This is a genomic window from Leisingera coralii, assembly GCF_049056525.1.
Classification (GTDB): domain Bacteria; phylum Pseudomonadota; class Alphaproteobacteria; order Rhodobacterales; family Rhodobacteraceae; genus Leisingera; species Leisingera coralii.
Genome location: NZ_JBHUPT010000040.1, coordinates 79,930 through 105,708 on the forward strand (window position 1 = coordinate 79,930; position 25,779 = coordinate 105,708).

Consider the following 25,779-nt stretch of genomic DNA (forward strand, 5'->3'; position numbering starts at 1 on the left):
CCCCCAAGGTCTTCAGCGAACCACAAAGACCGAGCAATCCGAGTGCCGGATCACCCGGGCCGCATTGGGCCCGAGCAGATAGTCCTTCAGGTCCGGCTTATGCGCGCCGATCACGATCAGCCCGCTGCCCGCTGTTTCGGCAACTTTCAGGATTTCCTGGTACGCTGTGCCGGTGGCCACCAGATGGCGCACCTTGGCATTGCGCTCTTCCCCCAGCACCTTCCTGCACAGATCCTGCAGCCGCTTGGTGGCATCCTCTACCGCCTTTTCGTGGTGGTGCTCTTCGAAAAAGCCCGACACCCAGCTCTCGCCAAAATCCGGCAGGACGTTGACGACATCCAACTGGGCGCCGTCTAGGTCCGCCAGCCTGGCGGCCTCGGTCAGCACCTTCTCGTCCAGGGCCTGATCGCTCAGTTCCAGGGCACACAGAACGGGTTTGCTCATGCCGGTACTCCTTCCTGTTCAGGCGCGCGCCCGCGCTGCAGAAACGCAATCAGCGCCACCAGCAGCAGCGCCGGGATGAAGATCAGTTCCTTGGGCAGCTGGCTGGCCGGGGCCTGGATAGCGATGATCTGCACCGGCTCGTCGGCGTAGAAGTCAAAGCTTTCCAGACTGGGCGCAACCGGAGTGCCGAACATCGGCTCCTCCAGTTTTACCACGCCGTCCTCTTCCAGAAGAAGCAGGCCGTAGGCATCCACCGCCTGCTGGCCGCCGCTGCCGTCGGCCGTCAGAAGCAGCGTGGTGGAGGTGATCCCGGAGGTGTCGAAATCAGGCCCTTCCACGGTGATCCGCAGCTCTGCGCCTGCCTCAGCCTCATCCAGCGCCTGCACCAGCTGGGCCGGCGGCACTTCGGTAAACGGCGGCATGATCCGGTCCATGAAGAAGTCCGGCCGGAACAGCGCAAAGGCGGCAAAGATCAGCAGGACGCTTTCATAGATCCGGTTGCGGCTGATGAAGTAGCCCATGGTGCCCGCGGTGAAGACCAGGATCGCGATGGTCGCTGATATGGCGACCAGGATCCCCTGTATCCAGTTCACATCAATCAGCAGAAGATCGGTGTTGAAGATGAATACAAACGGCAGCGCCACAGTCCGAAGGCTGTAGAAGAAGGCGGTGAACCCGGTGCGGATTGCATCGCCGCCCGAAACAGCCGCCGCCGCAAAGCTGGCAAGCCCCACTGGCGGCGTCACATCGGCCATGATCCCAAAATAGAACACGAACAGATGCACGGCGATCAGCGGCACGATCAGGCCGGACTGGGCGCCTAGCTCTACCACCACACCGGCCATCAGAGAGCTGACGACGATGTAGTTGGCAGTGGTCGGCAGACCCATGCCCAGAACCAGCGACAGGAGGCCGACCATCACCAGCATCAGGATCAGGTTGCCGCCCGAGATGAACTCGACCAGCTCTGACATCACCTGCCCCACACCGGTCAGCGTCACGGTGCCCACGATCACGCCTGCGGTGGCCGTGGCCAGCGCGATGCCGATCATGTTGCGGGCACCGTCGATCAGCCCGTGCCACAGGTCGCTGACACCCTGCATGAAGGCATTGGCCATGTCGCTCTGGCCGCGGAAGATGGCCTTGAGCGGTTTCTGGGTCAGCAGGATCACGAACAGCAGCGCGGTGGCCCAGAATGCGGACAGGCCGGGCGACTTCTGCTCGATCATCAGGAAGTAGACCAGCACGATGATCGGCAACAGGTAATGCAGACCTGCCTTGTAGATCTCTGCCACGACGGGCAGCTCGACCTCTTCGGCATTTGGGTCATCCGGCACCAGGTCATCTACACCAGCGGCCAGCCACAGCAGGGCGAAATAGGCCGCCACAACGAGTGCCGACAGGGTCAGCCCGGAGGCGCCCGGCATGGCCGCGACGATCCACTTCACCGGATACTGCACGCCATAGCAAAGTGCTGCGAAGCCGGCAAAGAACAGCGCCATGCCGCCAATGGTGCGGCCCATGGACACCACCCGGTTGCCCAGTGTCGGCATGTTCCGCTTCACCGCCTCCAGGTGCACGATGTAGACCAGCGCAATGTAGGAGATGGCGGCCGGCAGGAAGGCGTGGGTGATCACCTCGACATAGGAGATGCCGACGTACTCGACCATCAGGAAGGCCGCAGCGCCCATCACCGGCGGCATGATCTGCCCGTTCACGGAGGACGCAACCTCGACCGAGCCCGCCTGTTCTGACGTAAAGCCCACTCGCTTCATCAGCGGGATGGTGAAGGTCCCGGTGGTGACCACGTTGGCGATCGAAGAGCCGGAGATCAGGCCAGTGGCGGCAGAACCCACCACGGCCGCCTTGGCGGGGCCGCCGCGCAGGTGCCCAAGCGCGCCAAAGGCCATCTTGATGAAGTAGTTGCCAGCGCCCGCCTTATCCAGAAGCGCGCCGAACAGAACGAACAGGAACACGAACTTGGTGGAAACCCCCAAGGCAATGCCGAACACGCCCTCAGACGTGATCCACATGTGGCTCATCGCCTTTTTCAGGCTGGCCCCTTTCCAGCGGATCACTTCGGGCACGTATTCCGATGAGCCGAAGAAAACATAGAGAAGGAAGATCGTCGCGATGATTGCCATAGCCGGCCCCAGCGCGCGGCGGGCGGCCTCGAACAGCAACAGAAGGCCGGCCAGCGCAAACCACTTGTCCACGTCATCGGCAAGGCCGCCGGAGTCGACGATTTTTTGATAGAAGATATAACCGTAAAGCGCGATGGCGGTGCCCGCGATTGCAAAGATCCAGTCCTGCACCGGGACATAATCGCGCGGGCTGGATTTAAGTGCGGGATAGGCGGCAAAGGCCAGGAAAATGGCAAACGCCAGATGGATTTGCCTTGAATTGTTGATCACGCTGCCCGGCAGCAGCTGATTGGCCAGCGGCGAGGCCAGCACGACTTGGAAAACCGACCAGATGACTGCGACGATCGCCAGGAACAGCCCTACACTCCCCACCGGGGCGCGGGCGCCGGCGTCGGAAGACGCGACCAGTTCCTGCAGCTCTTCTTCGCTGAGCGGTCGATTTCCCTGAGCATCGGATGTCATGGATAATCTCCCCTTGGGCCGGCCCAAAGCGGCGCGGCCTCAGATTCCCTCCCCGGACCCGGGGCTGGAAACGGGGCGCTTATGCGCCCCGTCCCATCGTTTCAGCGGATTACTCGATCCAGCCTTTTTCTTTGTAGTACTTGGCCGCGCCATCATGCAGCGGTGCCGACAGGCCGTCCGCGATCATCTCTTCCGGCTTCAGGTTCGCGAATGCCGGGTGCAGCTTCTGGAAGGCCTCGAAGTTTTCGAAGACCGAGCTGACGACCGCGTAAACCGCTTCCTCGGACACGTCTGCCGAGGTCACGAAGGTCGCGCCCACACCAAAGGTTTTCACGTCTTCATCGGTGCCGCGGTACATGCCGCCGGGGATGGTGGCGGTGCGGTAGAAGGAGTTGTCGCCAACCAGCTTGTCGACAGCTTCGCCATCAACGGTCACCAGCACCGAGTCACAGGCCGTTGTGGCTTCCTGAATGGAGCCGGACGGATGGCCAACAGTGTAGATCATCGCGTCGATCTGGTTGTCGCACAGCGCCGCGGACTGCTCTGCCGCCTTCAGCTCAGTGGCCAGAGCGAAATCTTCCATGCCCCAGCCCTTGGCTTCCATCAGCACTTCCATGGTGCCGCGCTGGCCGGAACCCGGGTTGCCGATGTTGACGCGCTTCCCCTTGAGGTCGTCAAAGGTGGAAATGCCGGCATCGGCGCGGGCCACTACGGTGAACGGCTCCGGATGCACCGAGAAGACAGCGCGCAGGCCTTCGAACGGGCCCGCTTCCTCGAATTTGGAGGAGCCGTTGTAGGCGTGATACTGCCAGTCGGACTGGGCCACGCCGAATTGCAGCTCGCCCTCGCGGATGGTGTTGATGTTGTAGACCGAGCCGCCGGTGGATTCGACGGCGCATTTGAAGCCATGCTCCTTGCGGCCCTTGTTCACCAGACGGCAAATGGCGCCGCCGGTCGGATAATACACGCCGGTCACGCCGCCGGTGCCGATGGTGATGAAGTCCTGCGCAGATGCTGCCGGAGCCATAAAGGCTGCGGTCACCAAAGCACCGATCGCCAGCTTGGTGTGTTTCATGATCAAGTCTCTCCCACTTGTCTTATGATTTGCAGCCCTGCCCGGAGTTCAGCGAAAGCGGTGGTTTACTTGACGCGCGGCCGGAGAATTCGGCACCCAAGCAAGGCATGTGCGGTTTTTTTTGCACGTTCCCAAGGGTTTCACCGGCACCCTCTCAAGTCAAGAGTGCTATTTATTGACGCACCCCTTTAAACTGCGTTTTTCTCTGTATTGACGACAGTTAGATAATTTTCCCCGTCAGTTTCCGGGCGCGTCCAGGTACCGGCATACGAAGAATTTTCTTGCAAGGAAAATCTGCGCCGGCGCGATTCCCGCGCCGCAGAAATTGTGTTCTCACGGGCGATTGCCGGATGATGTCCGGCTTCGCTTTTTACGCTGAATTATGTCTGTTAAACGATTGGCCGGGTGACAAATCCGGCGGATGGCGCTAACAAGCGTCACACAAAAAATTGACCGGCGGTTCAAATTCCGAAACTGCGGGCAACAGGACAGGGAGCTTGCGGCAATGCTGCTGAGCCAAGTAATTCACGACAACCCGTCGCTGACGGATTTCTGGGCATTGGAGCGCTGTGTCTCCGCCGCCGCCCGCAAAATACCCCGGGAGGCCAGCGCGCCGCTGACCTGTGATGTGGAGCCGGAATTCCGCTGTACGCCGCGGAAATGGGACCTGATCCTGTCGGAAGCCCATGAACGCGGCCTGCGGGCGCGCCAGGCCTGAACTCAAAACCGCCAAGCGCCCGATGTGAGAATGACCCCGCCAGCCGGACGGGCAGCGGGGCTGTTTCATCACTCTGCCGGGCTGGCCGCCGGAGTGCCTTTGACGCGCTCGCGAACGCCCTGCATCATCGCATAAAGCACCGGCACAACGATTACACCGACAACGGTCGCCGCCAGCATGCCGCCAAAGACGGCAATGCCGATGGCTTGCTGGCTGGCAGCCCCGGCACCGGAGGCAACCATCAGCGGCACCACCCCCAGCAGGAAGGACAACGCAGTCATCATCACGGCACGGAAGCGCTGCTTGGCGGCCTCCTGCGCGGCGTCACGAATGCTCAGGCCCGCAGCGCGCTGCTCCATCGCAAATTCAACGATGAGGATTGCGTTTTTCGACGCAAGGCCGATCAGCATGATCATCCCGATCTGGGTGTAGAGATTGATGTCATTGCCCGCGATTGCCACCGCAGCAACCGCCCCGAACAAGGCGACAATAACGGACAGCAGGATCGCCACTGGCATGGTCCAGCTTTCGTACTGCGCCACCAGGAACAGGTAGCCGAACAGCACCGCCATCGCCAGGATCACCGTCACCAGCCCCGCCGAGTCCAGCTGCTGCTGCGCTGTGCCGGTCCATTCAAAGGCATAGCCTGGCGGCAGCGCCGTGGCGGCCTCCTCCTGCATCACCCTGATGGCATCACCGGTCGACAGCCCGGGTGCGGGCACTGCTGTCACAGTAGCTGAGCGGAAGATGTTGTGCCGCTTGAGCAGAACCGGCCCCAAGACGTTCTCCACATCTATGAGGGTCGACAGCGGCACCATCTCCCCCGACTGCGCCCGCACGTAAAGGCCGCCGATATCCTCGATCTTGTCCCGATAGGACCCCTCGGCCTGAAGCATTACCTTGTAAACGCGTCCGAACAGGTTGAAATCGTTGACATAGTAAGACCCAAGGTGTGCCTGCATGGTTTGAAACACCTCGGCAATCGGCACGTTCAGGGTCTTGGCCTTTTCCCGGTCCAGATCGACAAACACCTGCGGCACATTCGCCCGGAAAGTGGTGTAGGACTGGGCGATCTCCGGGCGCTGGTTGGCGGAATAGACCAGTGAGCCAACCGACTGCGCCAGGTCTTGCGGCGTGCCGCCCGCGGTCTGCTGCACCGCCATTTCGACACCGGCCGACATGCCAAGACCGGAAATCGGCGGCGGGTTGAAGGCAACGATGCTGGCCGCGGCCTCGCTGTTGGCGATGCCGTAGATCTGGCCAAGGATCGCATTTGGCTGCAAGGCCTCGTCTTTCCGTTCATCCCAGGGGGCCAGGTTGGCAATGATCATCGCACCATTGGCGCTGGCGCCATTCAGCAGGCTGAAACCATTGACCAGCACGGTGCCTTGCACGCCCGGGATCTGGCGGATCTGCTCATCAATCCGGCTTGTCACCGTCTCCGTCCGCCCCAGCGCCGCTGCATCGGGCAACTGGACGTCGACAAACAGATAACCGTTATCCTCAGACGGCAGGAACCCCTTGGAGGTGGAGGTGAAGATGCCGCCTGCGCCCATGGCAACAGCCGCGATGATGGCCAGCCCGATCACCGGCAGCCGCAGCAACCGCGTGACGATGCTCAGATAGCCGGTCCGCACCCCGCCGATCGCGTTCTCGAACATCGCCAGCAGCCCCTTGGGCGGGCCTGAGCGGGGTTTGAGAACGATGGCGCACAGCGCCGGAGACAGGGTCAGCGCGTTGACCGAGGAGATGACCACCGCAACCGAAATGGTCACCGCAAATTGCGAGTACAGCCGCCCGGTGATCCCAGGCATGAAGGTGACCGGCACAAACACCGCCAGCAGCACCAGCGTGGTCGCAATGACCGGTCCGGTGATCTGGCCCATCGCCTTGCGGGTCGCGTCAGCCGGGCTCAGCCCCTCCTCGGCGATGATACGTTCGACATTTTCCACCACCACGATGGCGTCATCCACCACGATGCCGATCGCCAGCACCAGCGCAAACAGCGAAATGGTGTTGAGCGACATGCCAAGCGCCAGCAGGAAAGCGAAGGTGCCAATCAGCGAAACCGGAATGGCCACAGCCGGGATAATGGTCGCCCGGAAGGAGCCAAGGAAGATGAACACCACGGAGATCACCAGCGCGAAGGTCATCATCAGGGTTGTGATCACGTCATTCAGCGATTGCTCGACAAAATCGGTGGTGTTGAACGGCACGGAATACGACACGTCCTCAGGGAAGTCGTGCGACAGCCGTTCCATTTCTTCCAGCACAGCTTCGGACACCGCCAGCGCATTGGCGCCCGGCGCCTGGTAGACGGCCAGAATGGTGGCCGGCACACCGTCGAAATAGCCGGAAGAGCTGTAGTTGGAGGCGCCCAGTTCGACCTGGGCGATATCGCTCAGCCGGACCGTGCTGCCGCCGCCGCCGGTGCGGATCACGATGTCCTCGAACTCGCTGACCTCGGTCAGGCGGCCCTTAGATTTGATGGTGTACTGGAACACCTGGTCGCCGGGCACCGGCGGTGCACCCACCTGCCCCGCCGAGACCTCGATGTTCTGCTCTTTCACCGCGTTGATCACGTCGCCGGGAGAAATGCCGAGGCCGGCCATCTTGTTGGGGTCCAGCCAGACCCGCATGGCGTATTCGAAATTGGTCAGGATGTCTGCCTTGCCAACACCTGCAACCCGCGCCAGCGCGTCCTTGATGTTGATTGCGGCATAGTTCGACAGGAACACGCTGTCATATGACCCGTTGGGCGAGGTGAGCGCCGTCACCAGCAGCATGTTGGAGGAGCTTTTCTGCGTTACCACGCCATTGGCAGTGACCTCAGCGGGCAATGCCGCGACCGCCTGCGCCACTCTGTTCTGAACGTTGACAGAGGCGATGTCCGGGTCGGTGCCGACCTCAAAGGTCACGGACAGCGAATAACTGCCGTTGTCGGCGGAGGTGGAGGACATATAGAGCATCCCGTCCACCCCGTTGACCTGCGCCTCGATCGGCGCGGCGACGCTCTTTTCGACGGTTTCCGCATTGGCGCCTGGGTAGTCCGCTGTGACATTCACCACTGGCGGAGTGATTTCCGGGAACTGCGCAACAGGCAGCGCGAAGTAACCGATCACCCCCATGACCGTCAGCACCAGGGAAATGACGATCGCGAATTTCGGGCGGGAGATGAAGATGGAGGAAAACATCGCTTACTCTCCAGCCTGCGGCGCCGGCACCGGATCCACCTCGACGCCGGGCCGGATCTTTTGCAGGCCCTGCACCACTACGGTTTCCCCTTGGGTCAACCCATCCAGCACGATGATGCCAGTGCCCTGAACGTCGCCGGTGGCGATATAGCGCTGCTGGACCTGGTTCTGGTCGTCTACAACCAGAACAAACGGCCCTTGCTGATCACGCTGGATTGCAGCCTGGCTGATGATGATCCGGTCAACAGCTTCCTGCGACTGCAAGCCAACGGTCAGGAAGGCACCGTCCAGGATCAGCCGGTTATCGTTTTCGAATTTTGCCCGCACGGTCACGGCTCCGGTGTCCGGGTCGACCCGGTTGCCGGCAAAGGCGATCCGGCCCTTTTCCTCCAGTTCTTCGCCATTGGGCAGCACAACAAACACTTCCGGCGCGGTTTCAACGTTCGACCGGTCAATGCCTTCGGCTTCAAGCTCCTGCAGGATTTCGACAAACTGCTTTTCGTTCAGCGAGAAGGAGACATAAACCGGGGCCTCCCGCACGATATTGACCAACGGCGAGCCGCTGGGGCTCACCACATCGCCAATGCTGACCTCTACCCGGCCGAGGCGTCCCGAAAACGGCGCGTTGACTACTGTATAGCTCAGATCCAGCTCCGCCTGCTGAATAGCGGCCTTGGCGGCCCGCACTTGGGCCTCCGCAACCAGCTCATTGGCGCGGGCGGTGTCGCGGTCAGTTTCCGGAACCGAGCCGCGCTCGAACAGTTCCTGCTTGCGGGCCAGGTCCAGCGAGGCAAGCTCGAGGTTGGCCTCCGCCTGCGCCAGCTCCGCCCTGCGGCTTTCAAGCACTGCCTCATAGGCGCTGCGTTCGATGCGGAACAGCACATCCCCCCGTTTCACCTCGGCGCCATCCGCGACCAGCACTTCCTCCAGATAGCCGCTGACCCGGGCCATGATGTCAGCTTTGTCGATCGCCTCGCCCCGGCCGATGAACGTCGCGGTGTCCTTGATTGGCTTGATGACCGCTTGCGCAACGGAGACCTTCGGCGCGGCGCCCTGTTGCGCTTCCACCAGCCCGGGCACCGAAAATGCCAGTGCAGCCATCACCGCAATCCCGGCTGTGCCGGACCGGCCCCTGTTCCAAAACCGATTCATTTTTGAGCCTTTCAATTTAACAGAAAAATCCGGACAGCCTGCCAGACGGCACTTTGCCCCGTATCCAATTGGTGGCTTTCATTGAATACTGCAGGGCTTCCATCCGCAAGTTGCACACGCTGCAGAAAAGACTTTCCGGCGCGAAAGCCAGTTTATTCCCGAACCTTCCGGCATCCAAAGCTTGCGTGCAGCGCCCATTTCAGGGAAACCGGGAGCGAACCTGGCGCGTGCAGGCGCCCCGCGGGATTGAGACGAGAAGGGGATTCTCCGATGAAAGTGAATGGAACCCACTACCGGTCCCTGTGGTGGGATCATGATAAGGACGCGCTGCAGATCATCGATCAGCGCTGGCTGCCGCATGACTTCCGCTTCCAGCAGGTGAACACGCTGCAGGAGTTTGCCGATGCCATTGTCGAAATGCGGGTTCGCGGTGCGCCGCTGATCGGGGCCACCGCCGCTTATGGCATGGCGCTGGCGATGCGGCTGGACCCGTCGGATGGCGCGATGGATCAGGCCTGGAGCTTCCTCAACGCCACCCGCCCGACTGCCATCAACCTGCGCTGGGCGCTGGACCGCTGCCGCAACCATCTGCGGCCCCTGGCCGAAGGCGAACGGGCTGCCGCGGCCCTGGCATTGGCCCATGAAATCGCTGACGAAGATGTGGAAATCAACCGCAGCATCGGCGCTCATGGCCTTGAACTAATTAAGCAAATCGCCGCCAGGAAACCCGCGGGCGAGCCGGTCAGGCTGCTCACCCATTGCAACGCCGGCTGGATTGCCACCGTCGACTGGGGCACCGCCACCAGCCCAATGTACCAGGCCCATGACGCGGGCATTCCGATCCACGTCTGGGTCGACGAAACCCGCCCGCGCAACCAGGGGGCGCTGACCTCCTGGGAGCTGGGCAGCCACGGCATCAGCCACAGCTACATCACCGACAACGCCGGCGGCCACCTGATGCAGCACGGCCAGGTCGATCTAGTGATCACCGGCACCGACCGGACCACCCGCCGCGGTGACGTCTGCAACAAGATCGGCACCTACCTCAAGGCGCTGGCGGCCAAGGATAATGGCGTGCCCTTCTATGTCGCCCTGCCCTCGCCGACAATCGACTGGACTGTCTCGGATGGTGTCGCCGAAATCCCGATCGAAGAACGCGGCGAACGCGAGATCACCCATGTCCAGGGCAAGACGGAGAGCGGTGAGATCGGTGTGGTTCAGGTCACGCCCGATGGCACCCCGGGCGGCAATCCGGCCTTTGACGTGACGCCCAACCGGCTGGTCACCGGGCTGATCACCGAGCGTGGCATCTGCGACGCCTCCGAGAAAGGCCTGGCAGGGCTGTTCCCGGAAATGGCCGCGGCGAAGTCCGCCTGATCGGGAAACTTGCAAGTGAAACCGCCCTATCAGGACTGCACCGAATTGCGGCAAGCGGTGATCGACGCCTGCCTGGAGATGAATGCCACCGGCATCAATCAGGGCACGTCCGGCAATATCTCCGTGCGCGTCGGCGATCAGATGCTGATCACCCCATCCGGCGTGCCTTATGAAAAAATGACGCCCGGGGACCTGGTCCGGATGCCGCTGGACGGCAGCGCCGCGCCAGAGGGCCAGCTGAAACCCTCCACCGAGTGGCCGTTTCATTTGGCGATCCTGCAGGCCAAGCCTGCCGTCAACGCAGTGGTTCATGCCCACCCGGTCTATTGCAGCGCGTTGGCGATGAACCGGCAGGCAATCCCCGCCTGCCACTACATGGTCGCGGCCTTTGGCGGCAGCGACGTGCCGGTGGCGGACTACGCCCTGTTCGGCAGCCGCCAGCTGTCGGAGAATATCACCCGGGCCTTGCAGCAGCGCAGCGCCTGCCTGATGGCCAATCATGGCGCGGTGGCCACGGGCGAAAGCCTTCCCCGAGCGCTCTGGCGGATGGTGGAACTTGAAACGCTGGCAAAGGGCTACGCGACCAGTCTCACATTGGGCAAGCCGCATATCCTGGGTGAGGAAGAAATGGCGGATGTCATGGCTGCCTTCGCTGACTACGGATTGAAAGACAGCCGCTGACGCCACGGCCGGGATGACAAGGCAAACCGGTCTTATCCTGATACGAACTTACACTAGGAACGGGCTTGAAGCCGTCTTAGATCCGCCTGGCAAGCTCTTGAAACGTATCGGGGAAATGTGGTGCCCAAGGAGAGACTCGAACTCTCACGATGTTGCCATCGGGGGATTTTGAATCCCCTGCGTCTACCATTCCGCCACTTGGGCCACGCTCCGTTCCTAGCCAAGCCCGCCGCCAAGGTCCAGAGGCAAAACGGCACCTCTGCGCCGAAAACACATGCCGTTGCAGATTCATCCGCAGCAAAGGTTGACGGAGCCCGGCACACATGCCACCTCCCTCTGCAAACGCCGTTGAGGACGCAGGGCGCAGCATGCTGAAACCGCTATATGACCGGACAATGGCCTTGGCCGACCATCCCAGGGCGCTCTGGTGTCTGGCCGCCGTGGCTTTTGTGGAAAGCTCGGTATTTCCGATTCCGCCGGACGTTCTGATGATTCCGATGATCCTGGCCCGCCCGTCCCGCGCCTGGCTGGTTGCGCTGGTGGCATTGGCGGCCTCCGTTGCGGGCGGCTTGCTTGGCTATGCAATTGGTGCCTTCTTTTACGACAGCATCGGCCAGCCGGTGCTGCAGGCGATGGGCAAAGGCGATGCGATGGCGCAGTTCAACACCCGCTTCAACGACTTTGGCTTCTGGGCGGTTCTGGGCGCAGGCATAACACCGTTTCCCTACAAGGTGATCACCATCATGTCGGGCTGGACGGGAATGCCGCTCAGCACCTTCGTTGCCACCTCTATCCTCGCACGCGCATTGCGTTTTTTCATCGTTGCCGGCCTGCTGTGGCAATTCGGCCCCCCGGTCCGCAATTTCATTGAGCGCCGCCTGGGGCTGGTCTTCTCGGCCTTCATGGTGGTCCTGTTCGGCGGTTTCCTGATGGTGAGGTTCATCTGATAATGCACCGTTTATTGATCGTCATTGCCGCCTGCGGCTCCGCTGCCCTGCTTGTTGGAGCCCTGGGGTTCCAGTACATCGGCGAGATGCCCCCCTGTGAACTTTGCTACTGGCAGCGCTATCCGCATGCAGCAGCCGCCGGCATCGGCATCCTGGCGCTGATCATTCCCGGTGCGGTGCTGCCGTATCTGGGAGCACTGGCAGCCCTGGCCACCGCCGGGGTCGGCGCCTTTCACACCGGGGTTGAGCGCGGCTGGTGGGAAGGCCCCTCCACCTGCACCTCCGGCCCGATCGGCGGGCTGTCGCCTGATCAGCTGATGGAGCAGATCATGGCCGCGCCGCTGGTGCGCTGCGACGAGGTGCCGTGGGAGCTGTTTTCCCTGTCCATGGCCAGCTGGAATGCAGTTGCCTCCTTTGGCCTCGCACTGCTTTGGATTGCCGCCGCCAACCATGTCCGCAAGAAGGGTTAACCTGCTGGCAAGCTGAAATGCGGACGCTAACCCGCTGGCTGCATTTAAGAAACTTCAGGGTCAAGTGTCCTTCTTGGTGGCCAGAAGCAGATTTGTTTCACTGCTCACCACTCCTTCGAAGGTTCGGATCTTGGCCAGCGCTGCATCCAGTGTCTCCAAGGTTTCGGTGCCCAGTTCCACGATCAGATCCCAGCGGCCGTTGGTGGTGTGAATTGCCCGCACTTCCGGCAGCCCCTGCAACTGCCGTGTAATCCGGCTGGTGCCGCGGCCCTCGATCCCGATCATCATCAGCCCGCGCACCGGATCCCGCAGCACATCCTCCTTCAGCACCACAGTGAATCCCAGAATATCGCCACGGGCCTGCAGGCGTTCTATCCTGGCCCGCACCGTGGTGCGCGACAAGTTCAGCTCCAGCGCGAGGTCCGAAAGCGATGCCCGAGCATTGTGGCGCAGCGCAGAGATCAAGCGCTCATCCGTTTTGTCCATTTCCCACCTCAGTTCGATCAAACAGCACCCATTATGAGCAAAATGCTGACTGGTTTCCATCGCATTTCGGAAGTCTATAGGAAGAAAGCTGACTTTTTGAGAGAGCAAAACCGTGACTTCACAACATTGCATCCTGATTGGAGCCCCGGTCGACAGCGGCAAGCGCCGTGCCGGCTGCCTGATGGGCCCGGACGCTTACCGCACAGCCGGCATTGCCGCCGCACTGGAAAGCCTTGGCCACACTGTCGAGGATCTCGGCAACCTCGCGCCTGAGACACACGCCGCCGACACCAATGACGGGCTGGTCTATGCCCGCAATGAAACCATCGGCTGGACCTCGCGCCTTGCACAGGCTGCGGAGGACGCAGTTGAGTGCGGTTTGCCGGTTTTCCTGGGTGGTGACCACTCGCTGTCGCTGGGCTCGGTTGCCGGCGCTGCAAACTACGCAGCCAAGGTTGGCCGGCCGTTGTTTGTGCTCTGGCTGGACGCACACACCGATTTCCACACGCCGGAAACCACGGACAGCGGCAACCTGCATGGCACGCCAGTCGGATATTTCACCGGACGCAGGGGGTTCGAGGACTTTCCTGAAGTTACCAACCCAGTGCCGCAGGAAAACGTCTGCATGATCGGCCTGCGGTCTGTAGACACGCAGGAGCGGCTGGCGCTAGAGGACAGCGACATCCGTACCCATGATATGCGCGACATCGACGAAAACGGCATCGCCGGTCCGCTGAACCGGTTCCTGGATCAGGTTGCCGAAGCCAATGGCATGCTGCACGTTTCGCTGGACGTGGACTTTCTGGACCCATCGGTTGCCCCGGCTGTTGGCACAACCGTGCCCGGCGGCGCCACCGTTCGCGAGGCGCATCTGGTCTGCGAAATCCTGCATGATTCCGGACTGATGACCTCGCTGGACCTGGTGGAGCTGAACCCGTTCCTGGATGAGCGCGGCCGCACCGCGCATCTGATGGTAGACCTCTGCGCGTCGGCCTTGGGCCGCCGTGTGTTTGACCGCCCGACCCGGAGCTACCAGTGACCAGCCTGCAAGCCCCCTCTGCGGTCGTGATGATCCGGCCGCACAATTTCCGCTCCAACCCTGAAACCAAAGGCGACAACGCCTTCCAAACTCTGGCAAGCACTTCGGCAGAGGCGACTTCTGCCCAGGCGCTGGCGGAATTCGACGGCGCCGTCGAAGCCCTGCGTGGCGCGGGCGTCGCGGTGCATGTGTTTGACGATACCGGCACCGATACCCCGGACAGCGTGTTTCCCAACAACTGGTTCTCGACCCATGCCGGCGGCCATGTGGCGGTCTACCCGATGTTCGCCGAGAACCGCCGCAAGGAGCGGCGCTGGGATGTGATCGAGTTGCTGAAACGGGAGTACCGGGTTCAGGACGTGATCGACTATTCCGGCCTGGAACAGGACGGGCTGTCGCTGGAAGGCACTGGTGCCATGGTACTCGACCATATCGGCCGCATCGCCTACACGGTGAAATCCAACCGCGCCGATCCGGTGCTGCTGGAGCGCTTCTGCACCCATTTCAACTTTGAACCCATGGTGTTCGAAGCCAAAGATGAGGCAGGGCGCGACGTTTACCATACCAATGTTCTGATGGGCATCGGCACTGAGTATGCGCTGATCTGCCTGGACATGATCGTCGATCCCGCCCGCCGCGCCGAGGTCGCTGCGCGGCTGGAAGAAACCGGGCGCCGTGTCATTGACCTCACCCCGGAACAGATCGCCTGTTTCGCCGGGAACGCGCTGGAACTCACGGGCCGCAGGCGGCTGTTGGCGCTCTCCGCTAAGGCGCTGGACGCGCTGCGCCCGGATCAGATTTCGGTCATCGAGCAGAGCGCTGAGCCGCTGCCGCTGACCATCCCCACCATCGAAACCGCAGGCGGGTCGGTGCGCTGCATGCTGGCAGGCATCCACCTCAGCCCCCGTGAAAGGAAAACCGCATGACACAGCCTTCGGATAAGGCGCTGGTGCCTTTTGTTAGCGTCGACAATATGATGCGCCTCATTCATCACGTCGGCATCGAGCAGATGATGCGTGATCTGGCGGAATATGTGGAAGATGACTTCAAGCGCTGGGAACTGTTCGACAAGACCCCGCGCGTCGCCAGCCACTCCGATGTGGGTGTGATCGAGCTGATGCCGACCTCGGATGGCGAGGCCTACGGCTTCAAATACGTGAACGGCCACCCCAAGAACACCTCCGAAGGGCTGCAGACCGTCACCGCATTCGGCCTGCTGGCGGATGTCTACACCGGCTACCCGGTGCTGCTGACCGAAATGACCATGCTGACCGCCCTGCGTACTGCCGCGACTTCAGCAATGGCCGCCAAGTATCTGGCGCCTAAAGGTGCAACCACGATGGCGATGATCGGAAACGGCGCCCAGTCGGAATTCCAGACGCTGGCGATGAAGGCGATCATCGGCCTGAAATCCGTGCGCCTGTATGACAAGGACCCGGCCGCGACCGAGAAATGCGCCCGCAACCTTCAGGGGATGGGGGTAGAGGTCGTCTCCTGCAAGACGCCGGAAGAGGCGATCGAAGGCGCGCAGATCCTCACTACCTGCACCGCGGACAAACAGTATGCGACCATCCTGACCGACAACATGGTCGGCAGCGGCGTCCACATCAACGCAATTGGCGGCGACTGCCCCGGCAAGACCGAACTGGCGGCGGGCATCCTCAGCCGCTCCGACGTCTTTGTGGAATATCCGCCGCAAACCCGGATCGAGGGCGAAATCCAGCAGATGCCGGAAGACTTCGCCGTGACCGAATTGTGGGAAGTGATTGCAGGCAAAAAGCCGGGCCGAACCGGTGACCGTCAGATCACCCTGTTCGACAGCGTCGGCTTTGCCATCGAAGACTTCTCGGCGCTGCGCTACATTCGCGACCGCATCAAGGGCACCGATTACTTCATCGACCTGGACATGCTCGCCGATCCGGACGATCCGCGCGATCTGTTCGGCATGCTTCAGCGCGCCAAGCCCTGACACCATGCAAAGGCGGCCCGCTCAACTGAGGTCGCCGACACCTCCGGCCTCCTAGTCTGTAGATCGCATTGAGCGGCACCTGCAGCACTGCTCATGGGGATCTGAGCAGCTTCCTCCTTCGGGAACAGGCATGCAGATAAAGAGGCCGGAAACCTAATTTTTCAGACAGTTGCACCGCCTAGTTCAAGCGTCCAGCTCAGTATCCCAATACAGGAAGTCCATCCAGCTTTCGTGCAGGTGGTTGGGCGGGAACTTGCGTCCGGTGTTGCGCAGTTCCTCTGCCCCGGGCCGCCGCGGCGGTTTTCGCAGGGACATGCCTGCCCGGTGCAGCGACTTGGAGCCTTTCCTCAGGTTGCAGGGGCTGCAGGCCGCGACCACATTCTCCCAGCTGGTTACCCCACCGGACGCGCGCGGCACCACATGGTCAAAGGTCAGCTCACCCTTGCTGCCGCAGTACTGGCAGCGGAATTCATCCCTCAGAAACAAATTAAAGCGCGTGAAGGCCACGCGCTTTTGAGGTTTTACATAATCTTTCAGAACCACCACAGACGGTATTCGAATCTCGGTACTCGGACTGTGCACCACCTCGTCGTATTCGGCCACGATGGCCACCCGGTCCAGCCAGGCCGCTTTGACGGCATCCTGCCAGGTCCACAAAGACAAGGGATAATAAGACAGTGGCCGGTAGTCCGCGTTCAGCACCAGCGCCGGGTGCTGCTTGAGCGCGCCCGGAGATCTGACAAACTCTGCTCTGAAATCGCCATCCATTGTGAACGTCTTCCTCGCCCTGATCTTCCGTGTTGCGGAACCAGAGCGGGGAACCCGCCCCAGCCTAACTTTGACTATATCTCGTGGTTAGCGCCTGACAAGCCCTGATGATCCACAATATGTCGGGAGCAAGTTGCGCTGATTCCGTGACAACGCGGTGACAGTTATCCACAGGGACATGGCGCGCGGCCCCCTTGCCCCGCAGCCTCCGCCCGCCTATTGCCATGCCATGACCCGCCTGATCCGTTTCAACAAACCCTATGACGTGCTGCCCCAGTTCACCGACCGCGGCAGCCAGGACAGCCCGCGGGCGACGCTGAGCAATTACATCGACTGCCCGGGTGTCTATGCGGCCGGCCGGCTGGACCGCGACAGCGAAGGACTGATGCTGCTGACCGACAACGGCCGCCTGCAGGCCTGGATCACCGACCCCAAGCACAAGATGGACAAGACTTATTGGGTCCAGGTGGAGGGTGTTCCGGATCGGCAAGCCCTCAAGAGCCTAGCGGAGGGCGTTGAATTAAAAGACGGAATGACCATGCCGGCCAAGGTCCGGCTGATCCCGGAACCGCCGGGCCTGTGGGCCCGCACCCCGCCGGTCCGGGTGCGCAAGACCGTTCCCGACAGTTGGATCGAACTTACCATCCGGGAGGGCCGCAACCGCCAGGTACGCCGGATGACGGCAGCGGCCGGGCATCCGACACTGCGCCTGATCCGCTACAGCATCGGCGCCTGGTCCCTCGACGGCCTGGCGCAAGGCACTTGGGAGGATCTGGAGCCGCCCCGGGTTCCCGGCCCGCCAAAGCCCTCGCAGAAGCCGCCACGCAGGGCCAAGGCGTCAGCCGCGCGCCCGCCAAGAGGTGACAGACCCCGCCGCCGCTGATAGCCTGCCCTCATGCTGCCGCACGCCCCCGCCCCAAATGCCATCCTCGAAGCGTCGCTCTATGTGGACGACCTGGATGCGGCAGAGGCGTTCTATGGTGAAATCCTGGGGCTGGAGCCTATCCAGCGGGTGGGCAACCGGCATGTCTTCTTCCGCTGCGGAGCCTCTGTTCTGCTGCTGTTCAACGCTGAGGAAACGGTGAAACCGCCGGGAAACCCGCGCCTGCCGGTACCGCCGCATGGTGCCCGCGGGCCGGGGCATGTGTGTTTTTCGCAACCGAGAGACGAACTGCTCCTGATGCGCGCCCGGCTCCTGGAGGCCGGCGTTGCGATCGACGCGGAGTTCGACTGGCCGAGCGGCGCCCGGTCCATATATTTCCGAGACCCGGCCGGCAATTCCCTAGAAATCGCCGAGCCGCATCTGTGGACCCCCTGACATCCCGAAGAACCGGAAGGCAAGAGTTCTCAATTGGTTAGAGCCCCAGCTTGTCGCGCATGAAGGCCAGTGCCACGCTCAACCCGTCTGGTGCGATACCGTGCGCTGTGCCCTTCTGGATATGGGCAAAGACGTCCTGAAACCCGGCTTCCTGCAGCGCTTCCGCGGCCTCGGGCAGCGATTGCACCGGCACCACATCATCCTGGTCGCCATGCACCAGCAGCACCGGCATCTTGGAGACGGCTTCGTCCTTCAGCAGTTCCGGCTCCAGCAGCCGGCCGGAAAAGGCAACAATCCCCAATACCGGATCCTCGCGGCGCGGTGCCACATGCAGGCTCATCATGGTGCCTTGGCTGAATCCGAACAGCACAACCTGTTCCGGCAGCACATCCTCGTCCACCATCAGCGCATCCAGGAAAGCGTTCAGGTCCTCGACCGCCGCCTGCATCCCGCGCATGCTTTCCTCTTCCGAGGAGCCGTCGATCCAGGGAATCGGAAACCACTGGAAGCCAAAAGGCGCACCAGCGCAGGCTTCCGGCGCATCCGGGGCGACAAACAGCGTATCCGGCAGATGCTCCCCCAGCGGATCGGCCAGCCCCAGCAGGTCGGCCCCATTGGCACCATAGCCATGCAGGAACACAACAATCGAGCGGGTTTCGCCAGAGACCGGCTCCTTGCGGCCGGCATTCAGTACACGAGTCATCGGATCCCTTCCCTGTCCTTCGCCACCCGGTAATAGGCCCAGAGAATGCGCGCCGCAACCGACCGCCAAGGCGACCAGGCTTCGGCCATTTGCCGCATCTCGCGCTCCTTGGGGCGGGCCGGAAGATCAAACAGCACCCGTGCCGCTTCCTGCAAGGCCAGATCACCATGGGCGAACACATCTGCGCGGCCCAGCGAGAACATCGCATAAATCTCTGCCGTCCAGACGCCAACCCCAGGAACCTGGACCAGAGTCTCAATCACCTCGGCATCAGGGGCGTCGCGCAAGGCTTTGAAATCAATGCGTGCTTCCGCCAGAGCCCGGGCATAGCGGATCTTCTGGCGGCTAAGACCGGCTGCGCGCAGGTCCTCGTCCGTGGCCCAGAGTATCTTGCGCGGCCCGGTGAGCTTTGCGTCTTTCATCCGCTTCCAGATCGCATTCGCCGAGGCCACGCTCACCTGCTGGCTGACAATCGCGCTCAGCAGTTCCGCAAACCCGTCCGGCCTGCGCCTGAGCGGAAGCGCGCCGGTCAGCTCCAGCGCATGGCCAAACCGGCTGTCCTGCGCCGCCAGCCACGCGGCTCCTTCGGCCACGCAGGCGTCGTATTGGATGATCCGGCCCACGCCCGGGAGGAATGTTTGCACTTCTGACGCCACGTCACCCCCTGATTGGCGGCTGTTGAAAGAAAGCGTGATCGCCAAGCCAATTCCGCTGGCTTGCCCCTCAACATATTCACCGCTACGCATCCCACATGACCATGAGCATGACCACCCCCAGCGACGCCGTCGCCAAGAAAAACGTCGCCATCCTGGTGCTGGCGCAGGCGATCCTTGGCGCGCAGATGCCGATGATCTTTACCATTGGCGGCCTTGCGGGGCAGTCGCTGGCGTCCAACCCTTGTTTTGCAACGCTGCCGATCTCGCTGATCGTCGGCGGCTCAATGCTGGCAGCCACCCCGATCTCGGCGATCATGCAGCGCTGGGGCCGCCGCGCGGGGTTCTTTGTCGGGGCCGCCTTTGGCGCTGTCGGAGGTCTGGTCGGCGCCTACGGTCTGTACCTCGGGTCCTTCCCGATCTTCCTGCTCGGCAGCCTGCTGACCGGCGTATACATGAGCGCGCACGGGTTTTACCGGTTTGCCGCGGCCGATACCGCCTCCGATGCCTTCCGGCCCAAGGCGATTTCATACGTCATGGCCGGTGGTCTGGCAGCGGCGATCATCGGCCCGCAGATTGTGAAGGCCACCAGCCAAGCCTTTGTTATTCCGTTCCTTGGCACCTATCTCGCGGTGATTGCGGTCAACGTTCTGGGGGCTGCGCTGTTTCTGTTCCTCGACATCCCCAAACCACCTGTCCCCGCTGTAGACAGTCCCAAGGGCCGCAGCCGTATGGAGTTGCTGAAGACCCCGGTGATCGCGGTGGCGGTGATCTGCGCCATGGTCTCCTATGCGCTGATGAACCTGGTGATGACCTCGACGCCGCTGGCCGTGGTCGGCTGCGGCTTTACCGAGGGCAACGCCGCGGATGTGGTCACCTGGCATGTACTGGCGATGTATGTGCCCTCCTTCTTCACCGGCCATTTGATTGCCCGTTTCGGGGTTGAGAAAATCGTTTCTGCCGGTTTGGTGATCCTCGCAGGTGCCGGCGCCGTCGCGCTGCAAGGTGTTGAGCTTGAAAACTTCTTCATTGCGCTGGTGCTGCTGGGTATCGGCTGGAACTTCGGTTTCATCGGCGCAACGACCATGCTGGCCGGCGCGCATGAAAGCTATGAGCGCGGCCGTATGCAGGGGCTCAACGACCTGCTGGTCTTTGGCGGCGTCACCATGGCGTCGCTGGCGTCTGGCGGGCTGATGAACTGTTCGGGCGGCAGCCCGGTGGACGGCTGGAGCGCGGTGAACATGGCCATGGCCCCCTTCCTGGTGCTGGCAGGCGGCGCACTGATGTGGCTGGTCTTGCGCCCCAAAGAGGCCTGACGCCGTAACCGCAAGAAACAACAAAGGCGCCCCGGAAGGCGCCTTTTTCTTTGGGTCCGATCTCTACCAGCGCCCCAAGGCGGCCCGCCACATCAATCCGGCCCTGCGCCGGAACTCGCTCTGCCCAAGCGCACCTTGGGCCACCCGTTCCGGCTGACGGATGGCCTGTCTCAGCATGCTTTCCGCCTGCCACCCGGCCAGCATCGCAGCGCCCGACTGCGCCGAAATCACCCCGCCGCAGGAACGGGAATTTTGAATTTTTTCCAGCCCCTTACGCGCCAAAGCTTGCACACCTTCAAGGGTGCCATCCAACAGCGGTATCCGCTTCTGGGACTCCAGCTCGGGAATCGCGCGCAGCCAATTGGCAACGCCCGTGCCATAGGCAAAATCGCGCACCACAGCCTCATCCGCTTGCCCCAAAGACGCCGCCGCCATCCACATCAGGGATCCGCTGGTGCGGTCGATATAGCTGTCAAAGGCGGCCTCATCTTCAAAGGGGTCTTTGTAGATGTCCCAGCGCCGCGCCTCCGCCATGCCGTCAATACACGCCGCCAGTTCCGGCTTCAGCAGTTGCGACAAAGGTGTTGCCACATAGTGGCGCCGGACCGGTTTGCCTTCGGCGATCTCTGCACCAACGTCACGCCACCATTGCACCCGCATTTCGGCAATCATGCTCTCCTGGCTGGCCCAAGGTGCCCGGGCAAGCTCGATATTGAAGGCGTACAGCGCGAACAGCAGGGGCCGCGCCTGGACCGGCGCGGCCATGGCGGCCAGGAACCGGTCCGGGTCGCTTTTCTGCACCAGCTCCGCGCAGGCCGTCAGGTCGGCGTCAAACTGCATCCGCCTGCCCGGCCCCGCAGTCATGCACCAGCTTCCAGCGGATCGCATCCAGCAGCGCCTCGAATGACGCGTCGATGATGTTGGGGCTGACACCCACGGTGGACCAGCGGCGGCCCTGGCTGTCTTCGCTGTCGATGATGACGCGGGTGACCGCCTCGGTGCCACCCTGGGTGATCCGCACCTTGAAGTCCACCAGCCGCATGTCTTCCAGCTGCGCGGAATAACGCCCCAGATCCTTGATCAGCGCCCGTGCCAGCGCGTTCACCGGCCCGCGGTCGCTGCCAGTTTCGTCCAGTGACTCACTGACAGACAAGCGTTTTTCGCCGTCGACCTTCACCACCACAACCGCCTCGGAGAGGCTCACCATCCGGTTGTATTTATTCTTGCGCCGTTCGACGGTGACCTTGTAGCGCTTGACCTCAAAGAATTCCGGCAACTGGTCCAGCTCATCGCGCGCCAGCAGTTCGAACGAGGCCTGCGCCGTATCGTAGGAATAGCCTTCCGCCTCGCGCTCCTTGATCCGCTCCAGGATCCGCGCCAGCGCCGGGTTGCCCTTTTCAACGATCAGCCCCGCATCGGTCAAACGCTTGCGCAGGTTCGACTGCCCGGCCTGGTTCGACATCGGGATGACCCGCGCATTGCCGACCTTGCCCGGCTCGATGTGCTCATAGGTCGAAGGATCCTTGAGGATCGCGCTGGCATGCAGCCCCGCTTTGTGAGCGAAGGCCGAGGCCCCCACATAGGCCGCCTGCCGCACCGGAACCCGGTTCAGGATATCATCCAGCATCCGGCTGATCCGGGTCAGCCCGGCCAGGGCCTTCCGGCTCACACCGGTTTCGAACCGGCTGGCATAGGGCTCCTTCAGCAGCAGTGTCGGGATCAGCGCGGTCAGGTTGGCATTGCCGCAGCGTTCGCCCAGACCGTTCAGCGTTCCCTGGATCTGCCGCGCCCCGGCATCCACCGCTGACAGCGAGCAGGCAACAGCATTTTCCGTGTCGTTATGGGTATGTATCCCCAGTTTCTCACCCGGAATTCCGGCGGCGACAACCTCCGCAACGATACGGCTCACCTCGGCTGGCAAGGCGCCGCCGTTGGTATCGCACAGCACCACCCAGCGCGCCCCGGCCTCCAGCGCCGCGCGGCAGGCCGCCAGCGCGTAATCCGGATTGTCCTTGTAGCCGTCAAAGAAATGCTCGGCATCAAACAGCGCCTCGCGCCCCTGCGCCGCGATATGGGCGACCGAGGCGCGGATGTTGTCGAGGTTCTCCTCCAGCGTGATCCCCAACGCATGGGTCACGTGGTAGTCGTGGCTCTTGCCGACCAGACAGACCGCCGGAGTGCCTGCGTTCATCACCGCCGCCAGCACATCATCATTTTCCGCGGACCGCCCAGCCCGTTTGGTCATGCCGAAAGCGGTCATGGTGGCGCGGGTTTCCGGCGCCTCCCCGAAAAAGGCGCTGTCGGTCGGATTTGCACCCGGCCAGCCGCCTTCGATGTAATCAACCCCCAGGCCGTCCAGCGCCTGGGCAATCTGCTTTTTTTCCGCAGTCGAGAACTGCACGCCCTGTGTCTGCTGCCCGTCCCGCAGGGTGGTGTCGTAAAGATAGAGGCGTTCCTTGGCCATCAAAGCGCCCCCAGCTTGGCGGGGTCGAACCCCGCACCCGGCACCAGTTCCACGCCGGTCTTGCTCATCCGTACCTCAAGGCCTGCCTCGACAAAAGCCGCCTTTAGCCTGTCGACTTCGGAAAAGTCCCTGCTTTCCATCGCCTTCTGGCGCGTTGCGAACAGCCTTTCCTCAAAGGCAGACAGATCGATGGCAGGCGTGGAGGCCCAGGTTCCCATTTCTTCGGTCAGCAGCCCCAGCAACTGGGCCGAGGCCAGCAGCCCCGCCGCATCGCCCGCCGCTGCCAGCTTGTGCAGCTCGGCAATGGCGCCCGCGGAATTGAGGTCATCCGCCAGTGCCTCCAGGACCGCGGCAGCAGCGCTGGACGCGGGTTCGATGCCCGCGGTCAGCGCCCGCCACTTGCGCAGCGTCGCCTCGGCCTCCTTGGCCTTCTTGTCGGTCCAGTCCATCGGCTTGCGGTAATGGGTCTGCAGGAACACCAGCCGGATCACCTCGCCGGGATAGCCCTGGTCCAGCAGATCGCGCACGGTGAAGAAGTTGCCCAGCGATTTGGACATTTTCTTGCCTTCCACCTGCAGCATCTCGTTGTGCAGCCAGAAACGTGCAAACTCGCCCTCCGGATGGGCGCAGCAGCTTTGCGCAATTTCATTCTCGTGGTGCGGGAACATCAGGTCGTTGCCGCCGCCGTGAATGTCAAAGGTCTCGCCCAGAAGCTCGTAGGACATCGCCGAGCATTCGATGTGCCAGCCCGGCCGCCCGCGGCCCCAGGGGCTGTCCCAGCCCGGCAGATCGTCAGTGGAGGGTTTCCACAGCACAAAATCCATCGGGTTCTTCTTGTAAGGCGCGACCTCAACCCGGGCGCCGGCGATCATGTCATCGACAGACCGGCCCGACAGTTTGCCATAGAGCTCCTTCCAGCTGTCGACAGCAAACAGCACATGGCCCTCCGCCGCATAGGCGTGGCCCCTGGCGATCAGATCCTCGATCATCGCCACCATCTGCGGGATGTATTCGGTTGCCCGCGGCATGTGGTTCGGCTGCAGCGCGCCAAGCTCGCCCATGTCATCCAGGAACCACTGGGTGGTTTCCGCGGTGATGTCGCCGATCGGGCGTCCGCTTTCGGCGGCGCGGGCGTTGATCTTGTCATCAACGTCGGTGAAGTTCCGGGCGTAAGTTACTTGGTCCGCGCCATAAACTTCACGCAGCAGCCGGTAAAGCACATCGAACACCACCACCGGACGCGCATTGCCCAGATGCGCCCGGTCATAGACGGTGGGGCCGCAGACATACATCCGCACGTCGCTGGCGTCGATCGGCTCAAAGACCTCTTTCTTGCGGGTCTTTGTATTGTGCAGCTTGATCACTATGTCCTTGGTTCCCATGCCCGGTTCCTTTCCCATGCCCAGCTCAAAACGGCCGGCATCACCCATTGCGCGCAGCGCGGGCTTAGCAACTTGTCAGGGAAATGAAAACGACAGAAACCAGCCCGCTGATATGTCAGCAGGTAATGCAGCAGATGATGGCGGTGCATTTCTGGTTCATAGAGGCTGCTTAGCACGGGTCAGAGATCCCGCCAAGCCTTTTGCCTCAAAAAGCAAAGGCCGCCCCGTCTGCCTTGGGTACAGACCGGGCGGCCAGCGGCGCAGCGCAACAGGTGTGTGCCGCGCCCGCGTTTGCGTCAGCTTAGAATTTGAACGACGCGCGCAGCGAGACCGAGGTGGCATCTGCGCCAACGCCGGAGCTGCCGAACTCGTCGAACTCATGCTCCAGCACTTCGCCGCCGATCTGCCACTGGTCGGTCACCTGATAGGCCAGGCCGACTCCGTAGAACTCACCGGTTTCGCTGCCCAGCGAGCTGTCGGCCTCAGCCACACCGCCGGTCACATAGGCCAGAACGTTGCCGAAATCATAGCCGGCCTTCAGTTTGGCACGGGCAACCGAGTCGACGGATGCGCCGCCGCCCAGGTCCAGGTCGGTGGTGTCATAATCCAGTTCGCCGCCCAGGACGAAACGGCCAAAGTCATAGTTGTAGCCGCCGTGAATACCGTATGCGGCATCATCACCCGAGGCACCGTTGGTTGCGTCCGCGTCCAGCTGGCCGATCTGGCCACCCAGGTAGAAACCGGTCCAGTCGCCGCCATCATTGGCCACCGGCACGGGCGCCGGAGCCGGCACAGGCTCAACCACCGGTTCACTGATGTTACCGGCAAATGCTGCACTGCCCATTACGGCTGCGATGGCTGTCATAGCTACGAAACGAGTCATTCAGACTTCTCCTTTTGCAGTCCCGGCGCAGGTTGTGCGCCGTTGGAGCCTACAAAAGGTCTCTGCCTCAGAACTTCCAGCCCCTCCGGCTCACGTTGCCTTGAACTGGCAACGACTGGCCGAAATTCCCCTGA

Annotated in this window: 24 protein-coding genes and 1 tRNA gene; 11 read left to right on the forward strand and 14 right to left on the reverse strand. The window is 62.3% G+C overall.

Annotated elements, in window-relative coordinates:
• Positions 1–12: 12 nt before the first annotated feature.
• From ACFMBG_RS14520 to ACFMBG_RS14530, 3 genes are all read right to left on the reverse strand, one after another.
• Positions 13–444, reverse strand: coding sequence for a universal stress protein (locus ACFMBG_RS14520; protein WP_421055416.1), 432 nt, complete (start codon positions 442–444; stop codon positions 13–15).
• The gene (locus tag ACFMBG_RS14525) at positions 441–3,050 is read right to left on the reverse strand and encodes a TRAP transporter permease (RefSeq protein WP_421055417.1); all 2,610 of its coding nucleotides are present in this window, start codon (positions 3,048–3,050) and stop codon (positions 441–443) included. The genes ACFMBG_RS14520 and ACFMBG_RS14525 overlap by 4 nt, the downstream gene beginning before the upstream one ends.
• 109 nt (positions 3,051–3,159) lie before the next feature.
• The gene (locus ACFMBG_RS14530; RefSeq protein ID WP_421055418.1) at positions 3,160–4,125 is read right to left on the reverse strand and encodes a TAXI family TRAP transporter solute-binding subunit; all 966 of its coding nucleotides are present in this window, start codon (positions 4,123–4,125) and stop codon (positions 3,160–3,162) included.
• Between the two features lie 505 nt (positions 4,126–4,630).
• Here ACFMBG_RS14530 and ACFMBG_RS14535 point away from each other — a divergent pair.
• Positions 4,631–4,843, forward strand: coding sequence for a hypothetical protein (locus ACFMBG_RS14535; protein ID WP_421055419.1), 213 nt, complete (start codon positions 4,631–4,633; stop codon positions 4,841–4,843).
• Between the two features lie 68 nt (positions 4,844–4,911).
• Here the strand turns inward: ACFMBG_RS14535 and ACFMBG_RS14540 are convergent, their stop codons facing one another.
• Complete coding sequence (locus ACFMBG_RS14540) at positions 4,912–8,037, reverse strand: efflux RND transporter permease subunit (protein ID WP_421055420.1); 3,126 nt, start codon at positions 8,035–8,037, stop codon at positions 4,912–4,914.
• 3 nt (positions 8,038–8,040) lie between these two features.
• Positions 8,041–9,138: an efflux RND transporter periplasmic adaptor subunit gene (locus ACFMBG_RS14545; RefSeq protein ID WP_421055421.1), complete on the reverse strand. Its 1,098-nt coding sequence runs from the start codon at positions 9,136–9,138 to the stop codon at positions 8,041–8,043.
• Positions 9,139–9,459: 321 nt separating this feature from the next.
• Here ACFMBG_RS14545 and mtnA point away from each other — a divergent pair, with 321 nt between their 5' ends.
• Both mtnA and ACFMBG_RS14555 read left to right on the forward strand, forming a co-directional pair.
• Complete coding sequence (gene mtnA, locus ACFMBG_RS14550; protein ID WP_421055422.1) at positions 9,460–10,566, forward strand: S-methyl-5-thioribose-1-phosphate isomerase; 1,107 nt, start codon at positions 9,460–9,462, stop codon at positions 10,564–10,566.
• A 15-nt stretch (positions 10,567–10,581) separates the two neighbouring features.
• Entirely contained in the window at positions 10,582–11,247 is a 666-nt protein-coding gene (locus ACFMBG_RS14555; protein WP_421055423.1) for a class II aldolase/adducin family protein, read from the forward strand.
• Positions 11,248–11,365: 118 nt separating this feature from the next.
• Here ACFMBG_RS14555 and ACFMBG_RS14560 read toward each other — a convergent pair.
• A tRNA-Leu gene (locus tag ACFMBG_RS14560) sits at positions 11,366–11,451 on the reverse strand.
• Between the two features lie 164 nt (positions 11,452–11,615).
• Between ACFMBG_RS14560 and ACFMBG_RS14565 the strand changes: the two genes are divergently transcribed.
• Together ACFMBG_RS14565 and ACFMBG_RS14570 are read left to right on the forward strand one after the other, a co-directional pair.
• Positions 11,616–12,194: a YqaA family protein gene (locus ACFMBG_RS14565; RefSeq protein WP_421055424.1), complete on the forward strand. Its 579-nt coding sequence runs from the start codon at positions 11,616–11,618 to the stop codon at positions 12,192–12,194.
• Positions 12,195–12,196: 2 nt separating this feature from the next.
• Complete coding sequence (locus tag ACFMBG_RS14570) at positions 12,197–12,664, forward strand: disulfide bond formation protein B (protein ID WP_421055425.1); 468 nt, start codon at positions 12,197–12,199, stop codon at positions 12,662–12,664.
• A gap of 60 nt (positions 12,665–12,724) precedes the next feature.
• Here ACFMBG_RS14570 and ACFMBG_RS14575 read toward each other — a convergent pair whose 3' ends face one another.
• Complete coding sequence (locus ACFMBG_RS14575) at positions 12,725–13,150, reverse strand: Lrp/AsnC family transcriptional regulator (protein WP_058286910.1); 426 nt, start codon at positions 13,148–13,150, stop codon at positions 12,725–12,727.
• 112 nt (positions 13,151–13,262) lie between these two features.
• On the opposite strand from ACFMBG_RS14575, the gene rocF reads away from it, so the two are divergent.
• From rocF to ACFMBG_RS14590, 3 genes are read left to right on the forward strand one after another with little or no spacing between them, the layout of a single operon-like run.
• Positions 13,263–14,189 carry an arginase gene (gene rocF, locus ACFMBG_RS14580; RefSeq protein ID WP_421055426.1) on the forward strand — a complete coding sequence of 309 codons (927 nt, stop codon included), beginning with the start codon at positions 13,263–13,265 and terminating at the stop codon, positions 14,187–14,189.
• A complete protein-coding gene (ctlX, locus tag ACFMBG_RS14585; protein ID WP_421055427.1) occupies positions 14,186–15,115 on the forward strand; it encodes a citrulline utilization hydrolase CtlX in 930 nt (309 codons plus the stop codon). Before rocF ends, ctlX begins: the two co-directional genes overlap by 4 nt.
• The gene (locus tag ACFMBG_RS14590) at positions 15,112–16,158 is read left to right on the forward strand and encodes an ornithine cyclodeaminase (RefSeq protein WP_421055428.1); all 1,047 of its coding nucleotides are present in this window, start codon (positions 15,112–15,114) and stop codon (positions 16,156–16,158) included. Before ctlX ends, ACFMBG_RS14590 begins: the two co-directional genes overlap by 4 nt.
• A 183-nt stretch (positions 16,159–16,341) precedes the next feature.
• Here the strand turns inward: ACFMBG_RS14590 and ACFMBG_RS14595 are convergent, their stop codons facing one another.
• Positions 16,342–16,926 carry an HNH endonuclease gene (locus ACFMBG_RS14595; RefSeq protein ID WP_421055429.1) on the reverse strand — a complete coding sequence of 195 codons (585 nt, stop codon included), beginning with the start codon at positions 16,924–16,926 and terminating at the stop codon, positions 16,342–16,344.
• Between the two features lie 229 nt (positions 16,927–17,155).
• Between ACFMBG_RS14595 and ACFMBG_RS14600 the strand changes: the two genes are divergently transcribed.
• Both ACFMBG_RS14600 and ACFMBG_RS14605 read left to right on the forward strand, forming a co-directional pair.
• A complete protein-coding gene (locus ACFMBG_RS14600) occupies positions 17,156–17,809 on the forward strand; it encodes a pseudouridine synthase (RefSeq protein ID WP_421055430.1) in 654 nt (217 codons plus the stop codon).
• A gap of 12 nt (positions 17,810–17,821) precedes the next feature.
• Positions 17,822–18,244, forward strand: a complete 423-nt coding sequence (locus ACFMBG_RS14605; RefSeq protein ID WP_421055431.1) for a VOC family protein — start codon at positions 17,822–17,824, stop codon at positions 18,242–18,244.
• A 37-nt stretch (positions 18,245–18,281) separates the two neighbouring features.
• On the opposite strand, the gene ACFMBG_RS14610 is transcribed toward ACFMBG_RS14605, so the two are convergent.
• The gene (locus ACFMBG_RS14610) at positions 18,282–18,947 is read right to left on the reverse strand and encodes an alpha/beta hydrolase (protein ID WP_421055432.1); all 666 of its coding nucleotides are present in this window, start codon (positions 18,945–18,947) and stop codon (positions 18,282–18,284) included.
• On the reverse strand, positions 18,944–19,591 hold the full coding sequence (locus tag ACFMBG_RS14615; RefSeq protein WP_421055433.1) for a DNA-3-methyladenine glycosylase family protein: 648 nt from the start codon (positions 19,589–19,591) through the stop codon (positions 18,944–18,946). Before ACFMBG_RS14615 ends, ACFMBG_RS14610 begins: the two co-directional genes overlap by 4 nt.
• 107 nt (positions 19,592–19,698) lie before the next feature.
• On the opposite strand from ACFMBG_RS14615, the gene ACFMBG_RS14620 reads away from it, so the two are divergent.
• A complete protein-coding gene (locus ACFMBG_RS14620; RefSeq protein ID WP_421055434.1) occupies positions 19,699–20,916 on the forward strand; it encodes an MFS transporter in 1,218 nt (405 codons plus the stop codon).
• Positions 20,917–20,979: 63 nt separating this feature from the next.
• Here the strand turns inward: ACFMBG_RS14620 and ACFMBG_RS14625 are convergent, their stop codons facing one another.
• From ACFMBG_RS14625 to ACFMBG_RS14640, 4 genes are all read right to left on the reverse strand, one after another.
• Positions 20,980–21,756, reverse strand: coding sequence for a squalene/phytoene synthase family protein (locus tag ACFMBG_RS14625; RefSeq protein ID WP_421055435.1), 777 nt, complete (start codon positions 21,754–21,756; stop codon positions 20,980–20,982).
• The gene (gene cimA, locus ACFMBG_RS14630) at positions 21,746–23,380 is read right to left on the reverse strand and encodes a citramalate synthase (RefSeq protein WP_421055436.1); all 1,635 of its coding nucleotides are present in this window, start codon (positions 23,378–23,380) and stop codon (positions 21,746–21,748) included. The genes ACFMBG_RS14625 and cimA overlap by 11 nt, the downstream gene beginning before the upstream one ends.
• On the reverse strand, positions 23,380–24,762 hold the full coding sequence (cysS, locus tag ACFMBG_RS14635; RefSeq protein ID WP_421055437.1) for a cysteine--tRNA ligase: 1,383 nt from the start codon (positions 24,760–24,762) through the stop codon (positions 23,380–23,382). The genes cimA and cysS overlap by 1 nt, the downstream gene beginning before the upstream one ends.
• Positions 24,763–25,063: 301 nt before the next feature.
• Complete coding sequence (locus tag ACFMBG_RS14640) at positions 25,064–25,645, reverse strand: outer membrane protein (protein ID WP_421055438.1); 582 nt, start codon at positions 25,643–25,645, stop codon at positions 25,064–25,066.
• Positions 25,646–25,779: the final 134 nt, after the last annotated feature.